Genomic DNA, 19,708 nt, shown 5'->3' on the forward strand with positions numbered 1-19,708 from the left:
CTCCATGCAGCCCATGCTGAATATCGCCCTGCGCGCCGCTCGCAGCGCCGGTGAACTGATCTTCCGCTCCATCGAACGCCTGGACACCCTCTCGGTCAACGAAAAAGAAGCCAAGGACTACGTCACCGAAGTCGACCGCGCTGCCGAGCTCTCCATCGTCACCGCCCTGCGCAAGGCCTACCCGAACCACGGGATCATGGGCGAAGAAGGCGGCATGCTCGAAGGCAGCGGCGAAGGCGCCGACTACCTGTGGATCATCGATCCGCTGGACGGCACCACCAACTTCATCCACGGCGTTCCGCACTTCGCCATCAGCATCGCCTGCAAATACCGCGGTCGCCTTGAGCACGCCGTGGTCCTCGACCCGATCCGCCAGGAAGAATTCACCGCCAGCCGTGGCCGTGGCGCCGCACTGAACGGCCGCCGCCTGCGCGTCAGCAACCGCAAGAGCCTGGAAGGTGCCCTGCTCGGCACCGGCTTCCCGTTCCGCGATAGCCAGATGGACAACCTGGACGCCTACCTGGGGATGTTCCGCAGCCTGGTCGGCCAGACCGCCGGCATCCGCCGCGCCGGCGCCGCCAGCCTGGACCTGGCCTACGTCGCCGCGGGCCGTTACGACGCCTTCTGGGAGTTCGGCCTGTCCGAGTGGGACATGGCAGCCGGCGCCCTGCTGATCCAGGAAGCGGGCGGCCTGGTGAGCGATTTCACCGGCGGCCACGAGTTCCTCGAGAAGGGCCAGATCGTCGCCGGTAACACCAAGTGCTTCAAGGCGCTGCTGACCAGCATCCAGCCGCACCTGCCGGCGTCGCTCAAGCGCTGAGCCTGAGCCACGACTGAAAAAAGCCCGGCGATGCCGGGCTTTTTTGTGCCTGCGAGAACGCTTTCCTTGCAGGAGCGAGCTTGCTCGCGAAGCTTTTTCATTCTGACGCTACGATTCAGGGCGACTCGCTCCCACGAAAAGCAAGGCAAAGAAAAAGGCGCCCCATGGGCGCCTTTTTCGTTCACTCCTGGCGACTGCTTACTGCTGACCCAGGATCAGGCGGCCGCTCTTGTCGACCGGAATCTGCGAACCCGGATCGCGATCCATGCGGACCTGGCCGGGCTTACCGTCCAGCAGGTACTTCACGTCATAGCCAACGACCTTGTCACTGGTGTCGTTAACGGTGTTGCAGCGGGTTTCAGTGGTGGTGTAGGTATCACGCTCCTGCATGCCTTCCTGCACCTTGTTACCCGCGTAGCCGCCGCCGATGGCACCCGCCACGGTGGCGATCTTGCGGCCGTTGCCGCTACCGATCTGATTGCCCAGCAGGCCGCCGGCGATGGCGCCGATCGCCGTACCGGCAATCTGGTGGGTGTCCTTCACAGGACGCTGGTGAGTGACAGCGACGTCCTTGCAGACCTGGCGAGGCGTCTTGATGGTTTCCTTGACCGGCTGGACAGCGAGCACTTCGGCATATTGAGGGCCATGATCCACCAGCTTGTAGGTGGCCACGGCGCCACCGGCAGTCACGCCTATAGCGCCCAGCACGGTACCGATGAGCAGCGACTTGTTCACATAAACCTCCTGGTCTTTCGTCTCGTTCGGGCTCTGCCCTTTACCTTGCCTTGGAGCGATCCAAGTGTAAGAAAGTTCCAACAGCTTCGTTACACCTGGCCGACAAACGAAAACTCCCGCCGTAGCGGGAGCTTTCCTTGGATGCCTGGAAACGCTCTATTACGGGCGCTCGTCGGCTTCCTTGCTCGGCGGCGGGATCAGGTCCTCGCTGGACAGATTCAGCCAGATCAGCACCACGTTGGCGATGTAGATCGACGAGTAGGTACCCGCCATCACACCGACGAACAGGGCGATGGAGAAGCCGAACAGGTTGTCGCCGCCGAAGAACAGCAGGGCGGCGATGGCCAGCAGGGTCGACACCGAGGTGGCGATGGTCCGCAGCAGGGTCTGGCTGGTCGAGATGTTGATGTTCTCGATCAGACTGGCCTTGCGCAGCACGCGGAAGTTCTCGCGCACGCGGTCGAAGATCACGATGGTGTCGTTCAGCGAGTAGCCCACCACCGCCAGCACCGCGGCCAGCACGGTCAGGTCGAAGGTGATCTGGAAGAACGACAGCACGCCCATCACGATGATGGCGTCGTGGATCAGCGAGAGAATCGCACCCAGGGCGAACTTCCACTGGAAGCGGAAGCCCACGTACAAAAGGATGCCGCCCAGCGCCAGGAGCATGCCGAGGCCGCCCTGGTCGCGCAGCTCTTCACCCACCTGCGGACCGACGTACTCGACGCCATTCACTTTCGCCGGGTTGGAAGCATCGGCCTTCTGCAGCGCAGCGGCGACCTTCTTGCCCAGTTCCGGGTCCTCGCTGGGCATACGTACCAGCACATCCCGGGTGTCGCCGAAGCTCTGCACCACGGCTTCGCCGAAACCGGCCGCGACCAGTTGCTCACGCACCTTGGCAAGGTCGGCAGGCTGCTCGTAGGCCAGCTTGATCGACGTACCGCCGGTGAAGTCGAGGCCGAAGTTGATGCCCTTGACGAACCAGCTGCCGAGGGCGATCAGGGTCAGGATCAGGGTGCCGGCGAACGCAATGTTGCGAACGCCCATGAAGTTGATAGTACCGATCTTGATGTTCATCTCAGGCCCCTTAGATCCACAGCTTCTTGAAGTCGCGGCCGCCGAAGATCAGGTTGACCATCGCGCGGGTGACCAGGATGGCCGTGAACATCGAGGTAATAATGCCGAGGGACATGGTCACGGCGAAGCCCTTCACCGGGCCGGTGCCCATGGCGTAGAGGATGCCGCCGACCAGCAGCGAGGTCAGGTTGGCGTCGAGGATCGCGGTGAAGGCGCGGTTGAAGCCTTCATGGATCGCACGCTGCACGGACATGCCCGCCGCCAGCTCCTCGCGTATCCGCGAGAAGATCAGCACGTTGGCGTCCACCGCCATACCCATGGTCAGTACGATACCCGCGATGCCCGGCAGGGTCAGGGTCGCACCGAGGATCGACATCAGCGCCACCAGCATGACCATGTTGAAGGCCAGGGCGACGGTGGCGATCACGCCGAAGAAGCGGTAGATGACGATGATGAACAGGGAGACGAAGACCATGCCCCACAGGGACGCGTCGATACCCTTGGCGATGTTGTCCGCACCCAGGCTCGGGCCAATGGTGCGCTCTTCGGCGAAGTACATCGGTGCTGCAAGGCCACCGGCGCGCAGCAGCAGGGCCAGTTCCGAGGACTCGCCCGGAGCATCCAGGCCGGTGATGCGGAACTGGTTGCCCAGCGGCGACTGGATGGTCGCCAGGCTGATGATCTTCTTCTCTTCCTTGAACGCCGGGACAGCGACGTCCTGCTCGACGCCGTCGACCACCTGCTTGGTATAGCGGGTGATCGGCTTCTGCTCGATGAACACCACCGCCATGCTGCGGCCGACGTTATTGCGGGTTGCGCGGTTCATCAGCTCGCCGCCGTGGCCATCCAGACGGATGTTCACCTGCGGGCGGCCGTTTTCGTCGAAGCTGGCGCTGGCGTCGGTGACCTGGTCACCGGTGATGATCACGCCACGCTCCAGGGTCGCCGGCGGACGGCGGGGCTCACGGAACTCGAAGGTCTCGGTGGCGGATTTGATCGCATCCGGCTCGGCGGCCAGACGGAACTCCAGGTTCGCGGTCTTGCCGAGGATACGCTTGGCTTCGGCAGTATCCTGCACGCCCGGCAGCTCGACCACGATGCGGTTGGCGCCCTGGCGCTGCACCAGCGGTTCGGAGACGCCCAGCTCGTTCACGCGGTTGCGGACGGTGGTGAGGTTCTGCTTGATCGAGTACTCACGGATTTCCGCCAGCTTGGCCGGGGTCATGCCCAGGCGCAGCACCTGCATGCCGGTGCGCTCGCTCTGGGTGACTTCGAAATCGCGGTAGTCCTTGGCGATGATGGACTTGGCCTTGTCCAGGTCGGCTTCTTCGGTGAAGCCCAGCTGGATGCCGCCATCCTGCGCCGGCAGGCTGCGGTAGCGCACGCGCTCCTTGCGCAGGGCGCTCTTGATCTCGCTTTCGTAGACCTTCATGCGGGCATCGACGGCCTTGTCCATGTCCACTTCCAGCAGGAAGTGCACACCACCGGACAGGTCGAGACCCAGCTTCATCGGGTGGGCGGCGATCGAGCGCAGCCAGTTCGGCGTGGTCTGCGCCAGGTTCAGAGCCACCACGTAGTCGTCACCCAGCGCGCGGCGGACGATGTCCTTGGCCGGCAGTTGATCTTCCTGCTTGACCAGGCGGATCAGGCCGCTGTTCTTGCCGAGGGAGCCCGCCTTGACGGCGATGCCCGCGTCGGTCAGCGCCTTGCTGGCCTTGTCCAGATCGGCCTGCGACACCTGCAGCGCGGTGCTCGCGCCGCTGATCTGCACGGCCGGGTCATCCGGGTAGAGGTTGGGTGCGGAATAGATGAAACCGACGGCCAGGACCGCCAGGATCAGCAGATACTTCCACAGGGGATACTTGTTGAGCATGACACCGCCCGTTATGACGCGGGGCGCATCATGCGCCCCGTCGATTGGGTTTCTGTTGGTTGGCTCAGATGGCCTTCAGCGTGCCTTTCGGCAGGGTCGCGGCAATCGCGCCCTTCTGGAACTTCAGCTCGACGCTGTCGGAGACTTCGACCACGACGAAATCGTCAGCGACCTTGGTCACCTTGCCGGCGATGCCAGCGGAAGTGACGACTTCGTCGCCCTTCTGCAGGCCGGCGATCAGGTTCTTGTGCTCCTTGGAACGCTTGGCCTGGGGACGCCAGATCATCAGGTAGAAGATGACCAGGAAACCGACCAGGAACACCCACTCGAAGCCGGTGCCAGCCGGGCCGGCAGCAGCGGCGGGGGCTGCAGCGTCAGCGAAGGCAGCGGGAATTAGAAAGCTCATTGGAAACTCCTGTCACAAAGCTTTTTCGATGAAAGGTCAGTCCGCCAGCGGCGGCGTGGGAAGGCCGCGCTTGGCGTAGAAGGCGTCGACAAAGTTCGCCAATGTACCCTGTTGGATTGCCTCGCGCAAACCAGCCATAAGCCGCTGATAATGCCGCAAGTTATGGATGGTATTGAGCATGCTGCCGAGCATTTCGCCGCACTTGTCCAGGTGGTAGAGATAGGCGCGGGAGAAGTGCTTGCAGGTGTAGCAATCGCAGGTCGGGTCCAGCGGCGATTCGTCGTGCTTGTGCACCGCGTTGCGGATCTTGATCACCCCGGTGTCAACGAAAAGGTGGCCATTGCGCGCGTTGCGGGTGGGCATGACGCAGTCGAACATGTCGACGCCCCGGCGCACACCTTCCACGAGGTCCTCGGGTTTGCCCACACCCATCAGGTAACGAGGTTTGTCAGCCGGCATGTGCGGCGGCAGGAAGTCCAGCACGCGGATCATCTCTTCCTTGGGCTCGCCCACCGACAGACCGCCGATGGCCAGGCCGTCGAAGCCGATTTCCTGCAGGCCTTCCAGCGAACGCATGCGCAGCTCTTCGTGCATGCCGCCCTGGACGATGCCGAACAGCGCCGACGGGCTGTCGCCGTGGGCGATCTTCGACCGCCTGGCCCAGCGCAGCGACAGCTCCATGGAACGCTTGGCAACGTCGAACTCGGCCGGGTACGGGGTGCACTCGTCGAAGATCATCACGATGTCCGAGCCCAGCGCGCGCTGCACGGCCATGGATTCTTCCGGGCCCATGAAGACCTTGGCGCCGTCCACGGGCGAGGCGAAGTAGACGCCCTCCTCCTTGATCTTGCGCAGCGCGCCCAGGCTGAACACCTGGAAGCCGCCCGAGTCGGTGAGGATCGGCCCCTTCCACTGCATGAAGTCATGCAGGTCGCCGTGCTTCTGGATCACCTCGGTGCCCGGGCGCAGCCACAGGTGGAAGGTGTTGCCGAGAATGATCTGCGCGCCGATGCCTTCGATATCGTGGGGGAGCATGCCCTTCACGGTGCCGTAGGTGCCCACCGGCATGAACGCCGGGGTTTCCACGACGCCACGAGGGAAAGTCAGACGGCCGCGACGGGCCTTGCCCTCGGTGGCCAGCAGTTCGAATTTCATGAAGCTCATGGATCAGTCCTCGGGGCCGCGCGGTGCCGGATTGCGGGTGATGAACATCGCGTCGCCGTAGCTGAAGAAGCGATAGCCCTGCTCCACCGCCGCCGCGTAGGCTGCCATGGTCTCCGGGTAGCCGGCGAAGGCCGAAACCAGCATCAGCAGCGTGGATTCGGGCAGGTGGAAATTGGTGACCAGGGCGTCGACCACATGGAAGGGCCGGCCCGGGAAGATGAAGATGTCGGTGTCGCCGCTGAAAGGCTTGAGCACGCCATCGCGGGCGGCGCTCTCCAGCGAACGCACGCTGGTGGTGCCCACGGCAACCACCCGACCGCCGCGCGCCTTGCAGGCAGCGACGGCATCGACCACATCCTGGCTGACTTCCAGCCATTCGTGGTGCATGTGATGGTCTTCGATACGCTCTACCCGCACCGGCTGGAAGGTGCCAGCGCCCACGTGCAGGGTGACGAAGGCGGTCTCCACGCCCTTGGCGCGGATCGACTCCAGCAGCGCCTCGTCGAAGTGCAGGCCGGCCGTAGGCGCAGCCACGGCACCGGCGCGCTCGGCGTAGACGGTCTGGTAGCGCTCGCGATCCGAGTCTTCGTCCGGGCGATCGATATAGGGCGGCAGCGGCATGTGGCCGACGCGCTCCAGCAGCGGCAGCACCTCGTCGCTGAAGCCCAGTTCGAACAGCGCATCATGGCGCTGCAGCATCTCGGCCTCGCCACCACCGTCGATGATAATCTTCGAGCCCGGCTTGGGCGATTTGCTGGAACGCACATGGGCCAGCACACGATGGCTGTCCAGCACGCGCTCCACGAGGATTTCCAGTTTGCCGCCGGAGGCCTTCTGGCCAAACAGGCGGGCAGGAATCACCCGGGTGTTGTTGAACACCATCAGGTCACCCGGCCGGAGGAAGCCGAGGATGTCGGCAAATTGCCGATGGCTGAGTTCGCCGCTCGGGCCATCCAGCACCAGCAAACGGCTGGCACGGCGCTCGGCGAGCGGATGGCGGGCAATCAGCGACTCGGGCAGATCGAAATGAAAGTCAGCGACACGCATGGGAGGAGCTATCTCGAAGGGCCGGATATATTACTGGAATTGCCAAATTCTGACCAATCGAGCGGATTGACCGATGCAGAGCGCCTCCCTATACTCCGCGGCCATTGCCTCGGTGGCGGAATCGGTAGACGCGGCGGATTCAAAATCCGTTTCTGGCGACAGAGTGAGAGTTCGAGTCTCTCCCGGGGCACCACACGATATTCTCGGGACTTCCCCAAAAGCCCCCCAAGAAACCGGCCTTTGTGCCGGTTTTTTGTTGTCTGCAAACTCCCCTTGCCTTTGTAAACTCAAGTTTTTTGCACCTGCACCTCGCACCATAGCGACTATGTGGGACATCGCTGAGTACACCGGCCCCCAAATCCCAACCGGCTAGCTCGCGCGCAGCTACACCCCCAACTCGCTTGCCCGCAAACACTGGCAACTCCCTCCTCAACTTGGAAGACACCCCAAGAATATCCGCTCCCCCTCATCGAATCATGGCCCTTTCGGCTTTTCGCGGGACGTCCAGCCTTGCCGCTCGCCTCACGCAATACAACGCCCACGAGCGGCGCATCCGCGCCCTCGAAACTGGGAATGTTGGAGGTGCGAAATGAAAACGAATCCCACGCGAGGAACACGAGGACCTGATCGGTGCTCACCAAGCACTGAACGGAGCCGAGAGCGCGCCAGACCACACATCACGCAATTACATCCCCCCAGCCCCCCGAAAGCGCGCAAAAGAACGGCGCATTCCACGCCGGAAGCCTGGCGACCTTCGGAAAGAGCACAATCGGTTACAAGATCATCATTAGATCGTGCAGCCCAAATCGGAAGCGAACGCATCCCGAACGGCACATTATGTCCGCCCTGACCACATGCGAAGGAGATGAAGCAGTTCTACTGGAAATATGAACGAGAAAGGGCGGCCCGCGAAGCGGGACCGCCCTGTGGGAAACGCATCAACGATCCACGTCGGTATTCCAGTACACCCGCTTGCGGGTTTCATCCGTTGTAGGCTTGATCTTGTTCGGATTCAGGCCCTGGCAGCCGATGCAGATGGTGATCACCTTGTCATCGGGATCCTTCACGACGATTGTGCTCAGGGTTGGGGCAATTGGCATGCCACCACCCGTGATCACTACTGAGCGATCCCGCTCACAGGACGAGCCATTGAACAGGCTCATCTGATAGCCCGTGGAGACACCGGGACGCGTGCACATCCCCACCTTCGCGCCGCCAGGCTGGAAGCTATTGAACAGCACGTCGCCACCGCCGATAACCGCCGGGTTCACGATCTGCTCTCCGCGCCCCGCCAGACTCATGTACCACCCGCGCTTGTCGCCCACCCCCGGGAGGACTCCCGGGGCAGTGCAGGCCGGCGCCGGGGTGGCATCGTTCATCAGACTGCCATCGAGGTTGACGGCCTGCGAGCTATCGTTCGCACTAGGGCTGCTGGGAGTGTCGAGGAACACATAGAAGCGATCATCCACGTCCTGCACATAGGGATAGTTGGTGATCAACGGGCGCTCGCGGTTACCTGATCCCAGGGCGACATAGACGCTGTTCTTGTAGGCTGCCACGGCCGGCGCATTGAGGAATCGCCGCCCGGCATTGTGGGTAAAGGCAATTTTCGGCATTGTCCAGGCAGCCTTGGCCAGGGGCGCCAGGGTGCTCGGGTCTACGAAGTTGAGCCGATACAGGTTGCCCGCGGCATCCGCGATATAGGCAAAGTCCGCATTGCCATCGAAATTGAGGTCAACGAGGCTGACGTCTGCAGCCACTGGGGCGTCGGTAGCGAAAAAGCCCAGTTTGTCGCCGGTAACGGCATCGAGCACATAAACGCCCTTGCCCTTTCCCGACGAGCAGTCAAAGGAAATCTGGTCAGGATCAAGGCAATTGTCATAACCCGCACCGAAGATCACGACCGAATTGCTCGGATTGGTCGTACCGCCCGCGTACCCGCTCAGCCTTGCCCCACGTGGTGTCGACCAGGTCTGGCCCATGTCGTCAAAACCAGTATCGCACCCTGCATCCGTGCATCCATGTCGCCACAGTAATGCCGGGGAGTCCGGGTTGGTCACGTTGAACGCATAGACCATGCGCCCTCCGCGCCTCATCGTCGGGTAGATATAGGCCAGATCGACCTGGTTGTTGCTGTTGTAATGGACAATCTGCCCCGCCGAGCCGTCAAAGAAATAGTCCTTCGGCGCCACCGGTGTGGTGCCGGTAGGCTGGTTCGGGAAGCTCACCAGCGGACTGTTGGCGTACAGGCGCTTGATCCTGCCGTAATGTTCGGGAGCGAGGAAAGTCCATTTCTCCGCGCCGTTCTCTGCACCCACCGCGCGGAACAGACCATCATTGCCGCCGTAATAGAGCACCGTACCGGTGGTGCCACCGTAGTTGATCGGCAGAGGTCGCGAGTGGATGACATCGCCGTGAATGCTGGGGCGGCTGATGGGGTTGGGAGCAGCGGGCAGGGTCTCCCCAACGCCGGCAATGCTCCCTTTCAGGTAGCCAAAGAGGGTGTCCTTGGTAACTGTGCTGTCCACATCGCTGGGGCCGAACATGCTTGATGTCATGGCAGTAAGAGCACCACTCGAAAGCGTCAATATGCTCCGATTGGCAATGGTACTTTTACGCGCAACCTGGGCCGCCCCGCCCTTCTCCACGAAATCACCATCGGGAATATCCGACCAGACGTTATAGGAGCTGAAGGCGCTATCCGTGCACTTGCTTCTGGGCGGCGGAGTAACGCCCAGGCCATTCCAGTAGCCTTGGGAGTCCGTACTCCAGTAACTTTGCGTACAGTCCTCGACAAAGCCCGTCGCCGTAGATACAGCCTTCCGGCCAACCGAATCGGCCAGATCGGGGACCCCGTTGAACAGGGCAATCTGATAACGCTTGAGATTGCCAAACCAGCGCGGCTTGGTTTGTTGATCAGGGCGGAACATACCGATGAAGACCTGGTTATCCTGCTGAGCGCGGTTGGTTGCGCTCAGCGGCAGGCTCACCGCAGCGAAGGTGGAACTGACCGACAGGATATCGGACAGCGCCGAGTTGAGTGAGCTGATCAGCTCCGCCTCACTGCGCGCGGCAAAGTAGTTGCCGCCACCTACGCCCTTGGAAGCACTCAGCATTAGCCCGGTATTGTCAGCGTTCTGCTGCGCATTGAAAACATCGATGGCATAGGTGATGACGGGCACCCGCTGAGTCACCAGGTCGCCGCTTTCATTCGGTGCCGTTACCGGCACACCGTAATTGAAGAGGAACTTGGTCCAGTCATCGAGGTTCCATGCAGCGCCGGAGGTGGAGTTTACGGTACCAGTGGGCGTGACGGTGGTACTGCCCGCCCGCTGCACGTCCAGATGGTATTTCTTGTTTGCGCAACTGTTGTCCTTCTTACCGGAGGGTGCAATACATGAACAGTTTTCCTGGCCGACACATAGCCCGGTACCGGTAGATTCAGCGGTCGTACACGCTGCTACCTCGGTATCGGCATAGCACTGCGCCGACTTGCCCAGTGTCTCCGGCGCGCCGGTCACCGTGGTAAACAGGGGAATGGGCAGCGCGGTCCCGGAGCCATCACCAGCCAGTTTGGCCGGGGTCGTATTCACCGCTTGGTAGAGCGCCCTCAGGGCAGCGCTGTTGGTGGCATTATCGGACGCGGGGCCGCTACTGTTGGGGTTGCTGATGAAAATAAGGAATGTCTTCGCGCACACGCTGTCGGCTGCCAGCGGCGAGCGGAATGTCGAGTAGGCCGAGGTATAACCGTTTGCGTCCGCCTTGGAGGCAACTGTACCTTGGCCGGCGAAGCTCTGCTGGAAGCCGCCCAGGTAGTTGTAGAGGTCGTAGATCAAGTTGCCGTATGAGGTATTCGAGTTGCGCTTCTCGTCCGTAGAGTTGATACCGTTATAGATTTCGTCCAGCTTGGTATTCAATGTGGCCTGGCTGGACGTGGTCAGCTTCTGTAGTGCAAAACGAACGAAAGCACCGTCCTGATTGGCGTTTCCGCCGGTCGTGAACTCCAGCAAGCCAACGTTCAGCTTGTCGGTCTGCCCGGCCAGAGCACTGCGAATCGCCCGGACCTCGGACTGCCCCTGCTGCTGGCCACCAGGCCACTTCTGGCTCTGCCGGGCCCAGTTGGAGGTGTTGTCGAGAACGAAGATGACATTGGGCAGGCTGGAGTCGGTGGTACCTCCCCTGACGAAGATGTCGATGTCCTCGGCCTTCGCCCCCACGAACGGAAAAGCCAGGGCGAGGATATAAACCGTCACACGAAGCGTCTTCAGCCAGGTATTCATGTAATTTTCCTCAACTATTTCGGGCAGGCCGTTTCGGCATCGTCGCTGCTCGCGCGAATGGCCACGCCTTGCCGAGTGACCGTTACTGCTGACGTCAGGTTGTCCGTGGCGGTTGCACGAAGCTCCCAGACGGAGTTGACGCAGAGGGAGTCTTCCCGGTCCTGAATGAAACATCCCGCATCGGCGGGCTTGGACACGTCCAGTTCGGAGTTCTTGATTGGCAGCACGATCACACAGGACGGACGATCCACGACCACGGTGATGTCATTGACGCCGTCACCATTGACGTCATAGCACTTGGTATTCGCGTTGACGCATGAGTTGGCGAAGATGTTGCCCGGATTCTTGGTGAACAGGCTGGTGCTGATGGCCTCTTCCAGTGTCGCACTGGCCGCATTCTCGGCCAGCTCCCGGCTCTCCAGGTTCTGTACGACCTTCAGGTTGGTCTGGGCAAGGTTGAAGCCCGCAACCGCCAACAGCGTAACCAGCAGCAGCATGATCAACGCCACCGCCAGCACGGCGCCCCGTTGCCGGTGTACGCCCCGATTGAAGCGGCTCATGGCGCCTGCCTCCGTCCCGAAACATTGTTCAAGTACACGGTGGTGGAGTAGACCTCCCGCTTGTAGCCCGTAGCCCCCGTCGGCACGCTGTAACTGCTTCCACCCAGTTGGTAGGTTCGCCCATCGACATATCCGGGAGTCTTCTCCAGGTTTCGCGCCACCAGCCAGATGCGGATAGCCACCACATCGGGCCACTGGGTGGCTGTCGGAGTCGCCGTGAATAGATCGACAGCGCCATCTCGCGCCACGGGAGCCGTATCCAGGCCATACTCGAAATGCAACTGCTCGATACCTTCAACCAGTTGAGTCGCGCCAGAGTAGACGCCGTTTTCCAACTCAACCCGACTCAGCACATCCGCCCCCGAGATGAAATACACCCGGCTGAGCAATCGGTAGATGGGAGCCGCAGTGGTGCAGTCGCGTTTCTTGGCGGTCAGATCAGCGGCCACGGTTTTCACCAGCGGTACACCTGGGGTCTTCGTTGCGCACGCCGATACCTGCAGATGGAAATAATCTGCCACAAAGGCATCACACCCGCTGCTGCCCGTTGCGCAAGTGCTTGCGCGGCGAATCGCCAGGTAGTCACTAGCGGACTTTGCTGTCGAGATGCAGGATGGCGCCGAGCCTGAAACCGAACCGCCTTGCACGGGTACGCCAAGGGCGTCACTGACTTCGGCCGCACTCAGAGGACAAAGAGGCGGCAATGTAGCCGGCACGTTCTGGGTCCCGGCCTCTCCCCAAAATCCTGCGTTACTGATCTCATCGCTCAGCAGCGTCAGCGCATAACGGCCGTTCTCAACCTGACGGCCACTCTTTTCCATTTCGCTGCGAGTTCGGCTGTTGTTGGTGAAGATGACGGTGACGGCCAACAGGATCACCAGGCCCAGCGCCATGGCGATCATGACCTCGATCATCGAAAAGCCACGCTGCCCAGTGTTCGTGACAGGCATAGATCAAACTCCCAGGTATGCCAGCGTGACATCGATGTAGATCGCACGGCGCATACTGTCATCGCCGCCGAAGCTTCCCTTGCCGCAGGCATTGGCCGGGGAAACGGTGGGGGTTGTCCCCATCCAGGCTACCGAAACGCGAATAACTGCCTCAGCCTTGGCAGCTGTTTTTATTGTGGATATGCACCCGCGCGCACCGATCATGCTGCCGATCTGACGGCTGTCATCGGTAGTCACCGAGGCCCCCTTCAGTGCCTGGTTCCAGGCACACAGGTCCTTTCCAACTACGTCAGTAGCACTGCAACCGCCGTCACCGGTGGTATTTCCGACTCCGTACACGGCAGTGCTCACATAGCTCTCCGAGCGGGCCGCGGCTGGATTGCTGCGAATCCGGTTGGCCATGTCTTCGGCAAGCGTCAACGCCTGGGCACGCTGGTAGGCCTCGAACTGCGAATTGATCATGCGGCTTTGCAGGCCGGCGAGCCCCAACAGCCCTATCGCCAGCACCAGCATGGCGACCAGTACCTCGATAAGGGTGAAGCCACGCACTCCTGTCTTGTGGAGTCTGTCCGCCATCATTTCAGCAACCTCCCTTGGCGGAAGTGGCACGACCATCAATTCCCAACGACACACAGCGAACCTTCCCACTGTCCTGGCTAGCGCTGACCTGAAAGCTGACCACGGCGCCTGCGCTCAAGCGGCCGGAGGGGCGGAACGTCACCTGAGAAGCGGCGGAATCTATCTTCACGCCATCACCCAACGAGTTCTTGGCGAGTGGATTGTTGTCGTTGCCTGTGGCCGGATTCTGGATAAGCCATCCCTGTGCCCAGGTCTGCCCCGAGGCAGGGCGTAGCGTGATGACGACACCGCGCTTGATCGCCTCGACGCGCGCCAGTATCAGCGCCGACTGTAGATCGGTAGTCGCCGCTCGGACACGCTGGTCGGCGATGATCGATTTGAACGACGGGATACCGATGACCAGCAGAATGGAAAGGACGAGCAGGCTCACCATCAGTTCCACCAGGGTGAATCCCCGATGCTCCTGGCCGAGAGAATGGCTGCAAGCCCTCCCTGCCGGCGTCTGGCCACGACCCAGGCCCCTCACCAGACGCCCTTGGTCCATGTTTTGGTCCCCGCCTGATTGATCGAAAGGTCGCCGTCACCTGCCTGCATCGTGCCACTCTTGGGTGCGGCTTTTATCTGAAAGCTAGGGGAAGGTTCGCCGGGCGCGGGAACGGTCACAGTGATGGTGTAGTTAGCTGCAACCCTGCTGGGCTGGGTTGCCCCGAGGGTCGTATCGCTGTCGGCATAGGTGCGCGAATCCATCAGATACTGTTGCTGGCGCTGGGAAAGATCCATCAGGTAAGCCTGGGCCTCGCTGCGGTTCGCTCGGATCACGTATTGCTTGTACGAGGGATAGGCAACGGCCGCGAGAATGGCAACGATCGCCACCGTGATCATCAGTTCGATCAAGGTAAAACCACTGTTCCTACGCACGGAATACGACTCCTAAATCCTTAACCGGCGTAGGAAAGATCACATCTAACAACACCCAAAATCCATGTACCAAGGACAATTGGTGCATTTATATGTGTGAATGGCTGCAGCTTTTCCCACCTGGCAACCGAAATTGTGACCCATCTCACAAAACAAACCATTAACTACTAAACGGTGTAGCTAAACGTACGCCCCATCTCCATGCCTCCCCAAAAAACCGATCGATTGGATTTCTCATTGGAGGAGCAGACTTCCCAGCCGGGTGCATGAGCACCTTGGATGACCTGATCAATGACGCGGGGATCTGAAGAGAGAATTGTTCGATGGTGTTCAACGCCTCGGTATCATCGTCAGTGGTACTGGAAGTCCTGGTGTGCGGTGTGATCCAGCAGCTCCGTAATTGGGGCGCGGAGCCCAAGGCGGAGCTGGATGGCTGGAGGGAGGGCATTACCTTTTTGATGTCCAAGGGACTGCGGATGAAAGTGCTCTCGACCTCACTTAAGCGAGCGTTATGAGCAACTGCCAGTGGTAGTTTTGCTGAGATAAACAGGGCCGGTCGCGTCGACTTGCACCTCTCGTTACTGCGACGCCACGCTAGATAAAGCTCGACAGACGGTAATGAGTCGTCCGGGCACCGCCAACACCGGAAGGCTGAAAGTTGATCTTTGTAGCGGTGGAGTTGGCCTTGAAGCCAGTCGGCGCGGCCTCGTGCTTCTGGATCACGTCATGACCTACCTCTGCCATTAGCGAATTCTTTCGCTCTCCCCCGCATCGCCTGCACAAATGCCTCCAACGGCATCGGCCTCCCAAACAAATACCCCTGCAACACATCCACGCCGCGCTCAACCAGGTAGCGCCGCTGCTCTTCGGTCTCCACCCCCTCGGCGATGATCATCAGATCCAGCTTGCCGCACAGCTCGACGATGCTGTCGAGGATGCGAACCGAAAGCGCATCCACGCCGATCATCGCGACGAAACTCTTGTCGATCTTCAGCGCATCCACCTTGAAACGGTGCAGGTAGGCGAGACTCGAGTTGCCAGTGCCAAAATCATCGAGGGCCAACTGGATACCCTGGGCATCCAGGCGACCGAACAGCTGCTCGGTGACCTCACTGGCGGCGATCAGCTCCCGCTCGGTCAACTCCAGCATCAGGCTCGGCCGGTACGGCAGGAACTTCGCCTGCAGGCTCAGGCAATCATCGAGCAACCCTGTCTCGCCGCAATGCACGGCGCTGATATTGATGCCCAGGTGGAAGCCCTCTCCCAGCAACTCGCCATAGGGCGCCAGCCCCTCCCCCACCTGGCGCATCAGGTCACGCGTCATCGGCACGATCAGGCCCGAGCGCTCGGCCATCGGGATGAACAGGTCCGGCCCGACCATTCCCTCGCTCGGGTGCTGCCAGCGCATCAGCACTTCCGCGCCGACCCAGCGTCCATCGCGCGCATCCACCAGCGGCTGCAGGTAGGGGACGAACTCTCCGGCCAGCAGCGCCCGCTCCAGCTCCAGGCTCGGCGTCGCGGAGCGCCCCCACAACCAATAGCAGGCCACCCCGGAGACAACCCCCAGCATCAATAACAAGATGGCAAGCGGCAGGGCCTCCTGACGAATATGGAGCCACTGGGATCCATCGGAAAATCCCCCTATCACCGCGTACGGGTAGCGTTCGGAAACCAGGCGGATGTGGCCGATCGGCAACGGATCAGGCTGCCCGGAGTGGACTTTGCCCTCTTCATCCATCCACGTCTCGCCGACCTGCAGCTGCAGGTCGCTGCGTTGATCGACCAGTTGCAGCGTGTTGCTCAGGTAACGTCCATCGACGGTGGCCACCGCGCCGTACTCACCATCGAACTGACGCAGGATCAACACAGCGACATTAGGTGTCACCGGATTGCCCGCCATCAGGCGCAGGCGTCCCTCCACGTAGGAGGCGCCTTCCAGCGGCGCCGTGAAATCACCGAACAAGGAAGTGCAGTAGATGCTGTCGCCCCGCGTGAGATTGACCGAGCGCACGAAGGGCACCACGGCCACCTGCTCGCGCAGTACCAGTGCCGAGTCATTGCAGGGCTTTCCTCGCTGCGACAGCGCTACCCTCGCCGCGCCCTCGGCATTGCCCAACATCAGATCGAACAGGCGCAGCGCCTCCTCGGAGGCCAGGCGTGCCTCGGCGGACAGGCTGCGCAGGGTCTGCCAATAGATGATGGAACTGCCCAGTGCCAGGGGAAGCACTGCCATCGACAGGGCAAACACCAATCGCGGCACCAGCCGGCGTCGGGCAAAGTTGCGTAACGGCATCCTTGTTCCTTGCTGTACGACCTTTCGCTTCGCCTCCTGGGAAGCACTCTGGATGCAGCTTAGAACAGGGGCAGCTCGACAAGGGCCGAACCCGGTAGGAAACCGTATAATCCGCCCCATTCATCCAGGGCAGTGCCCTGCCGATCCACGACTCGATCCAGAAGGCGCCATGTCCAAACCGCAGCTCCAGCCCGCGGGGAATTTCCCGCCCGCCACGCTCATCCGCCGTTTCGCCGCCATGTTCTATGACTTCCTGCTCTGCGTGGCCCTGATGATGGTCGTGACCCTGATCTATCAACAGGGTGTCCTGCGGCTCATCTATGGTGGCGAAAAGCTCAAGCAACTGGCCGACCAGGGCGGCCTGATCGGCGATCCGCTGCTGTCCAGCCTGCTGTTCATCAGCCTGTTCGCCTTCTTCGCGAAGTTCTGGACCCACAACGGCCAGACCCTCGGCATGCAGGTCTGGGGCATTCGCGTGCAGAACGCCGACGGCTCGCGCATCAGCCTGCTCCAGGCGCTGTTGCGCTTCGTCATTTCCATCGGCTCCTGGGCCTGCCTGGGGCTGGGCTTCCTGTGGATGCTCTGGGACAAGGACAAGCGCACCTGGCAGGACCGCTACTCGGAGAGCGTGGTGATCCAGATTCCGAAGGACGTACGCAAGGCGACGCAGGGACAGCGCTGATCCCGCACCGAGCCCGAACCAAAAAGCCCGCCAATCGGCGGGCTTTTTTAGTCGGAACGTCTCGTTCCTATAGGGGCGGGATCACCCGGCCCTGCGCAGCAGCAGCATGCCGAGGAAAGCACAGATGGCTGCCGGGACCAGCACTGCGAGCAACGGCGGGAAGTTGAACACCTGGCTCGACGGGCCAAGCAGGTCCTGGGCAATGCGGAAGCTGAAGCCCACCAGCACGCCGGTGAACACACGCTGACCGAGCGTCACGCTGCGCAGCGGACCGAAGATGAAGGAAATCGCCATCAGCACCAGCGCCGCCGTGACCGCCGGCTGCATGATCTTGGTCCAGAACGCCAGCCAATAGCGGTTGGCGCTCAGACCCTGCTCTTCCAGGTAATGGATGTAGCTCCACAGTCCGCTGATCGACAGGGCTTCCGGCTCCGTCACAACGGTGTTCAGCAAGCGCGGCGTGAGCTGGATATTCCACGGTTCGGACTTCGCCTGGCGCACTTCGCTGCGCTTTTCATCCATGTGCAGCACCGTGGTGGTCACGTTCTCCAGCACCCACTGGTTGTCACGGAAACGCGCACTCTTGGCGAAACTGGCAGTCTGCAGGCGACGCGCGTCATCGAAGTTGTAGCGGGTCACGCCCAGCAATACCCCATCGGAGCGGACCACGTTGATCTGGATGAACTCATGGCCCTGGCGATGCCACAGGCCGTTCCGCGAACTCACTACCCCGCCGGCGCTCTGTGCCAAGGCACGATCGTTCTGGGCCTGGGTCTCGGTGTAGGGCACCACGTATTCGCCGAGCAGGATGCCGGCGCACATCAGCACCAGCATCGGCTTCATTACCGCCCAGACGATGCGCTGCAGCGACACGCCAGCGGCACGCATGATGGTCAGTTCGCTGCTGCTGGCCAGGCTGCCAAGGCCCACCAGGCAACCGATCAGCGCCGCCATCGGCAACATGTCGTAGGTGCGCCCGGGCGCGGTGAGGAGCACGAACTTGAGCGCGTCAACGAGGGTGTAGGTATCGGTGATCTGGCTCAACTGGTCGACGAAGGCGAACAGTTCGGCCAGGCCGAGAATCACCCCGAGCACACCGAGGATGGAGATGAAAACGGTGGTGCCGATGTAACGGTCCAGCTTACGCATGTTTCGGCTCCCGCCCAGAATTCGCCCGTGCGGCGGCCAGCTTGAGCCTCAGCGGCTCCCAATACAGCAGCAACAATCCAATCGTCAGGAACAGCGCATGGATCCACCACAGGCCCAGGGCGAGCGGAATCTTGCCCTTGTCGAGCATGCCGCGACCGGCGATCAGCAGCGCCAGGTACGCCATATAAAGAAGCACCGCCGGCAGCAGCTTGAGGAAGCGGCCCTGGCGTGGGTTCACGCGGGAGAGCGGCACTGCCAGCACAGTGACCACGAAGACCAGCAGCGGAATGGAAAGACGCCATTGCAGCTCGGAGCGCATGCGCACGTCCTTGCTACCGATCAGCTCGCTGGTGGGAACGGCGTCGCGGTCGTCGATCTCGCTGCTGACTTCCGGCTTGGGCAACATCACGCCATAAGTGTCGTACTTGATCGCCCGGTAGTCGGCCTGCCCCGGCAGGCCATCGTAGCGATAGCCGTCCTTGAGGATCAGGTAGCGGCTACCGTCGGCATGAATCTGCTGCTCGCCGCTATCGGCCACCAGCACCGAAGCGCTGCCCGGCTTGCCATTGCGCGGCGGGTTCTTGTCGGCAATGAACACGCCGCCCAACTGGGTACGCTCGTTGGCCAGCGTCTCGGTGTAGGTCACCCGCGAACCATCGCGCATCGACTGGAAACGCCCCGGAGCCAGGGTGTCGAACTCGGTCATCGCGTCCTGCTTGTTCAGCAGCAGCTGCATCTGCGCGATGCCCTGGGGCGCCGCCCACAGGCTCAGCCAGGCCACGACCAGCGCCACCAGCAAGGCCGGAGCCAGGGTGTAAGCCGTCAGGCGCTGCTGGCTCATGCCGGTAGCGGTCAGCACCGTCATCTCGCTGTCCAGGTACAGCCGTCCGTAGGCCAGCAGGACACCCAGGAACAGCCCCAGCGGCAGGATCAGCTGGAGGAAGCCCGGCAGTCGCGTGCCCATGATCATGAACAGCGAGCCCGGATCGAGCATGCCTTGGGCGGCCTGCGCCAGGTATTTGATGAAACGGCCGCTCATGATGATGACCAGCAGCACGGCGCTGACCGCGCTCATGGTAATCAGCACTTCACGGGACAGATAACGGAAGACAATCAAACCGGACACTCCAGGGTTGTCACGCTCAGGCGGCTGCGCTCAAACTAGCCGTCGTGAA

At 61.6% G+C, this 19,708-nt stretch carries 17 protein-coding genes and 1 tRNA gene; 3 read left to right on the forward strand and 15 right to left on the reverse strand.

Annotated elements, in window-relative coordinates; all coding sequences use genetic code 11:
- The first annotated feature begins 4 nt into the window (after window positions 1-4).
- A complete protein-coding gene (gene suhB / locus J5M67_RS22290) occupies window positions 5-820 on the forward strand; it encodes an inositol-phosphate phosphatase (RefSeq protein WP_207887495.1) in 816 nt (271 codons plus the stop codon).
- Window positions 821-1,018: 198 nt separating this feature from the next.
- Here suhB and J5M67_RS22295 read toward each other — a convergent pair whose 3' ends face one another.
- From J5M67_RS22295 to queA, 6 genes are all read right to left on the reverse strand, one after another.
- The gene (locus tag J5M67_RS22295) at window positions 1,019-1,555 is read right to left on the reverse strand and encodes a glycine zipper 2TM domain-containing protein (RefSeq protein WP_207887496.1); all 537 of its coding nucleotides are present in this window, start codon (window positions 1,553-1,555) and stop codon (window positions 1,019-1,021) included.
- Between the two features lie 159 nt (window positions 1,556-1,714).
- On the reverse strand, window positions 1,715-2,632 hold the full coding sequence (secF, locus tag J5M67_RS22300; protein ID WP_207887497.1) for a protein translocase subunit SecF: 918 nt from the start codon (window positions 2,630-2,632) through the stop codon (window positions 1,715-1,717).
- 10 nt (window positions 2,633-2,642) lie between these two features.
- Window positions 2,643-4,505, reverse strand: a complete 1,863-nt coding sequence (secD, locus tag J5M67_RS22305; RefSeq protein ID WP_207887498.1) for a protein translocase subunit SecD — start codon at window positions 4,503-4,505, stop codon at window positions 2,643-2,645.
- 64 nt (window positions 4,506-4,569) lie between these two features.
- Complete coding sequence (yajC, locus tag J5M67_RS22310; RefSeq protein WP_152225372.1) at window positions 4,570-4,911, reverse strand: preprotein translocase subunit YajC; 342 nt, start codon at window positions 4,909-4,911, stop codon at window positions 4,570-4,572.
- 36 nt (window positions 4,912-4,947) lie between these two features.
- Entirely contained in the window at window positions 4,948-6,066 is a 1,119-nt protein-coding gene (tgt, locus tag J5M67_RS22315) for a tRNA guanosine(34) transglycosylase Tgt (RefSeq protein WP_207887520.1), read from the reverse strand.
- 12 nt (window positions 6,067-6,078) lie between these two features.
- A complete protein-coding gene (gene queA / locus J5M67_RS22320; protein ID WP_207887499.1) occupies window positions 6,079-7,122 on the reverse strand; it encodes a tRNA preQ1(34) S-adenosylmethionine ribosyltransferase-isomerase QueA in 1,044 nt (347 codons plus the stop codon).
- A 106-nt stretch (window positions 7,123-7,228) separates the two neighbouring features.
- Here queA and J5M67_RS22325 point away from each other — a divergent pair.
- Window positions 7,229-7,315 (forward strand) — tRNA-Leu (locus J5M67_RS22325).
- 745 nt (window positions 7,316-8,060) lie between these two features.
- Here J5M67_RS22325 and J5M67_RS22330 read toward each other — a convergent pair.
- The 7 genes from J5M67_RS22330 to J5M67_RS22360 all read right to left on the reverse strand — a co-directional run bounded on the left by J5M67_RS22330 (window position 8,061) and on the right by J5M67_RS22360 (window position 16,702).
- Window positions 8,061-11,402, reverse strand: a complete 3,342-nt coding sequence (locus tag J5M67_RS22330; protein WP_207887500.1) for a pilus assembly protein — start codon at window positions 11,400-11,402, stop codon at window positions 8,061-8,063.
- Window positions 11,403-11,416: 14 nt separating this feature from the next.
- Entirely contained in the window at window positions 11,417-11,962 is a 546-nt protein-coding gene (locus J5M67_RS22335) for a hypothetical protein (RefSeq protein ID WP_207887501.1), read from the reverse strand.
- Window positions 11,959-12,912, reverse strand: a complete 954-nt coding sequence (locus J5M67_RS22340) for a PilW family protein (protein ID WP_207887521.1) — start codon at window positions 12,910-12,912, stop codon at window positions 11,959-11,961. The genes J5M67_RS22335 and J5M67_RS22340 overlap by 4 nt, the downstream gene beginning before the upstream one ends.
- A 3-nt stretch (window positions 12,913-12,915) precedes the next feature.
- On the reverse strand, window positions 12,916-13,488 hold the full coding sequence (gene pilV, locus J5M67_RS22345) for a type IV pilus modification protein PilV (RefSeq protein WP_207887502.1): 573 nt from the start codon (window positions 13,486-13,488) through the stop codon (window positions 12,916-12,918).
- Window positions 13,489-13,492: 4 nt separating this feature from the next.
- Window positions 13,493-14,035 (reverse strand): GspH/FimT family pseudopilin, encoded by a 543-nt coding sequence (locus J5M67_RS22350; RefSeq protein ID WP_279381578.1) that lies wholly within the window; start codon window positions 14,033-14,035, stop codon window positions 13,493-13,495.
- Window positions 14,014-14,409: a type IV pilin protein gene (locus J5M67_RS22355; protein WP_207887504.1), complete on the reverse strand. Its 396-nt coding sequence runs from the start codon at window positions 14,407-14,409 to the stop codon at window positions 14,014-14,016. The genes J5M67_RS22350 and J5M67_RS22355 overlap by 22 nt, the downstream gene beginning before the upstream one ends.
- A 724-nt stretch (window positions 14,410-15,133) precedes the next feature.
- A complete protein-coding gene (locus J5M67_RS22360) occupies window positions 15,134-16,702 on the reverse strand; it encodes an EAL domain-containing protein (protein WP_207887505.1) in 1,569 nt (522 codons plus the stop codon).
- 169 nt (window positions 16,703-16,871) lie between these two features.
- On the opposite strand from J5M67_RS22360, the gene J5M67_RS22365 reads away from it, so the two are divergent.
- Complete coding sequence (locus J5M67_RS22365) at window positions 16,872-17,384, forward strand: RDD family protein (protein ID WP_207887506.1); 513 nt, start codon at window positions 16,872-16,874, stop codon at window positions 17,382-17,384.
- A gap of 81 nt (window positions 17,385-17,465) precedes the next feature.
- Here the strand turns inward: J5M67_RS22365 and lptG are convergent, their stop codons facing one another.
- Window positions 17,466-18,533, reverse strand: coding sequence for an LPS export ABC transporter permease LptG (lptG, locus tag J5M67_RS22370; protein ID WP_207887507.1), 1,068 nt, complete (start codon window positions 18,531-18,533; stop codon window positions 17,466-17,468).
- Window positions 18,526-19,650, reverse strand: a complete 1,125-nt coding sequence (gene lptF, locus J5M67_RS22375; protein ID WP_207887508.1) for an LPS export ABC transporter permease LptF — start codon at window positions 19,648-19,650, stop codon at window positions 18,526-18,528. Before lptF ends, lptG begins: the two co-directional genes overlap by 8 nt.
- Window positions 19,651-19,708 lie beyond the last annotated feature (58 nt).

This window comes from Pseudomonas sp. 30_B (assembly GCF_017491605.1).
Taxonomy (GTDB): domain Bacteria; phylum Pseudomonadota; class Gammaproteobacteria; order Pseudomonadales; family Pseudomonadaceae; genus Pseudomonas.

Bases quoted from the DNA above. Each gene is read 5' to 3' on its own strand.
- pilV (WP_207887502.1), bottom strand. From the start codon at position 13,488: ATGGCGGACAGACTCCACAAGACAGGAGTGCGTGGCTTCACCCTTATC.
- yajC (WP_152225372.1), bottom strand. From the start codon at position 4,911: ATGAGCTTTCTAATTCCCGCTGCCTTCGCTGACGCTGCAGCCCCCGCC.
- J5M67_RS22350 (WP_279381578.1), bottom strand. From the start codon at position 14,035: ATGGACCAAGGGCGTCTGGTGAGGGGCCTGGGTCGTGGCCAGACGCCG.
- J5M67_RS22335 (WP_207887501.1), bottom strand. From the start codon at position 11,962: ATGAGCCGCTTCAATCGGGGCGTACACCGGCAACGGGGCGCCGTGCTG.
- queA (WP_207887499.1), bottom strand. From the start codon at position 7,122: ATGCGTGTCGCTGACTTTCATTTCGATCTGCCCGAGTCGCTGATTGCC.
- lptG (WP_207887507.1), bottom strand. From the start codon at position 18,533: ATGCGTAAGCTGGACCGTTACATCGGCACCACCGTTTTCATCTCCATC.
- suhB (WP_207887495.1), top strand. From the start codon at position 5: ATGCAGCCCATGCTGAATATCGCCCTGCGCGCCGCTCGCAGCGCCGGT.
- J5M67_RS22330 (WP_207887500.1), bottom strand. From the start codon at position 11,402: ATGAATACCTGGCTGAAGACGCTTCGTGTGACGGTTTATATCCTCGCC.
- J5M67_RS22340 (WP_207887521.1), bottom strand. From the start codon at position 12,912: ATGCCTGTCACGAACACTGGGCAGCGTGGCTTTTCGATGATCGAGGTC.
- tgt (WP_207887520.1), bottom strand. From the start codon at position 6,066: ATGAAATTCGAACTGCTGGCCACCGAGGGCAAGGCCCGTCGCGGCCGT.
- secF (WP_207887497.1), bottom strand. From the start codon at position 2,632: ATGAACATCAAGATCGGTACTATCAACTTCATGGGCGTTCGCAACATT.
- J5M67_RS22365 (WP_207887506.1), top strand. From the start codon at position 16,872: ATGTCCAAACCGCAGCTCCAGCCCGCGGGGAATTTCCCGCCCGCCACG.
- secD (WP_207887498.1), bottom strand. From the start codon at position 4,505: ATGCTCAACAAGTATCCCCTGTGGAAGTATCTGCTGATCCTGGCGGTC.
- J5M67_RS22360 (WP_207887505.1), bottom strand. From the start codon at position 16,702: ATGCCGTTACGCAACTTTGCCCGACGCCGGCTGGTGCCGCGATTGGTG.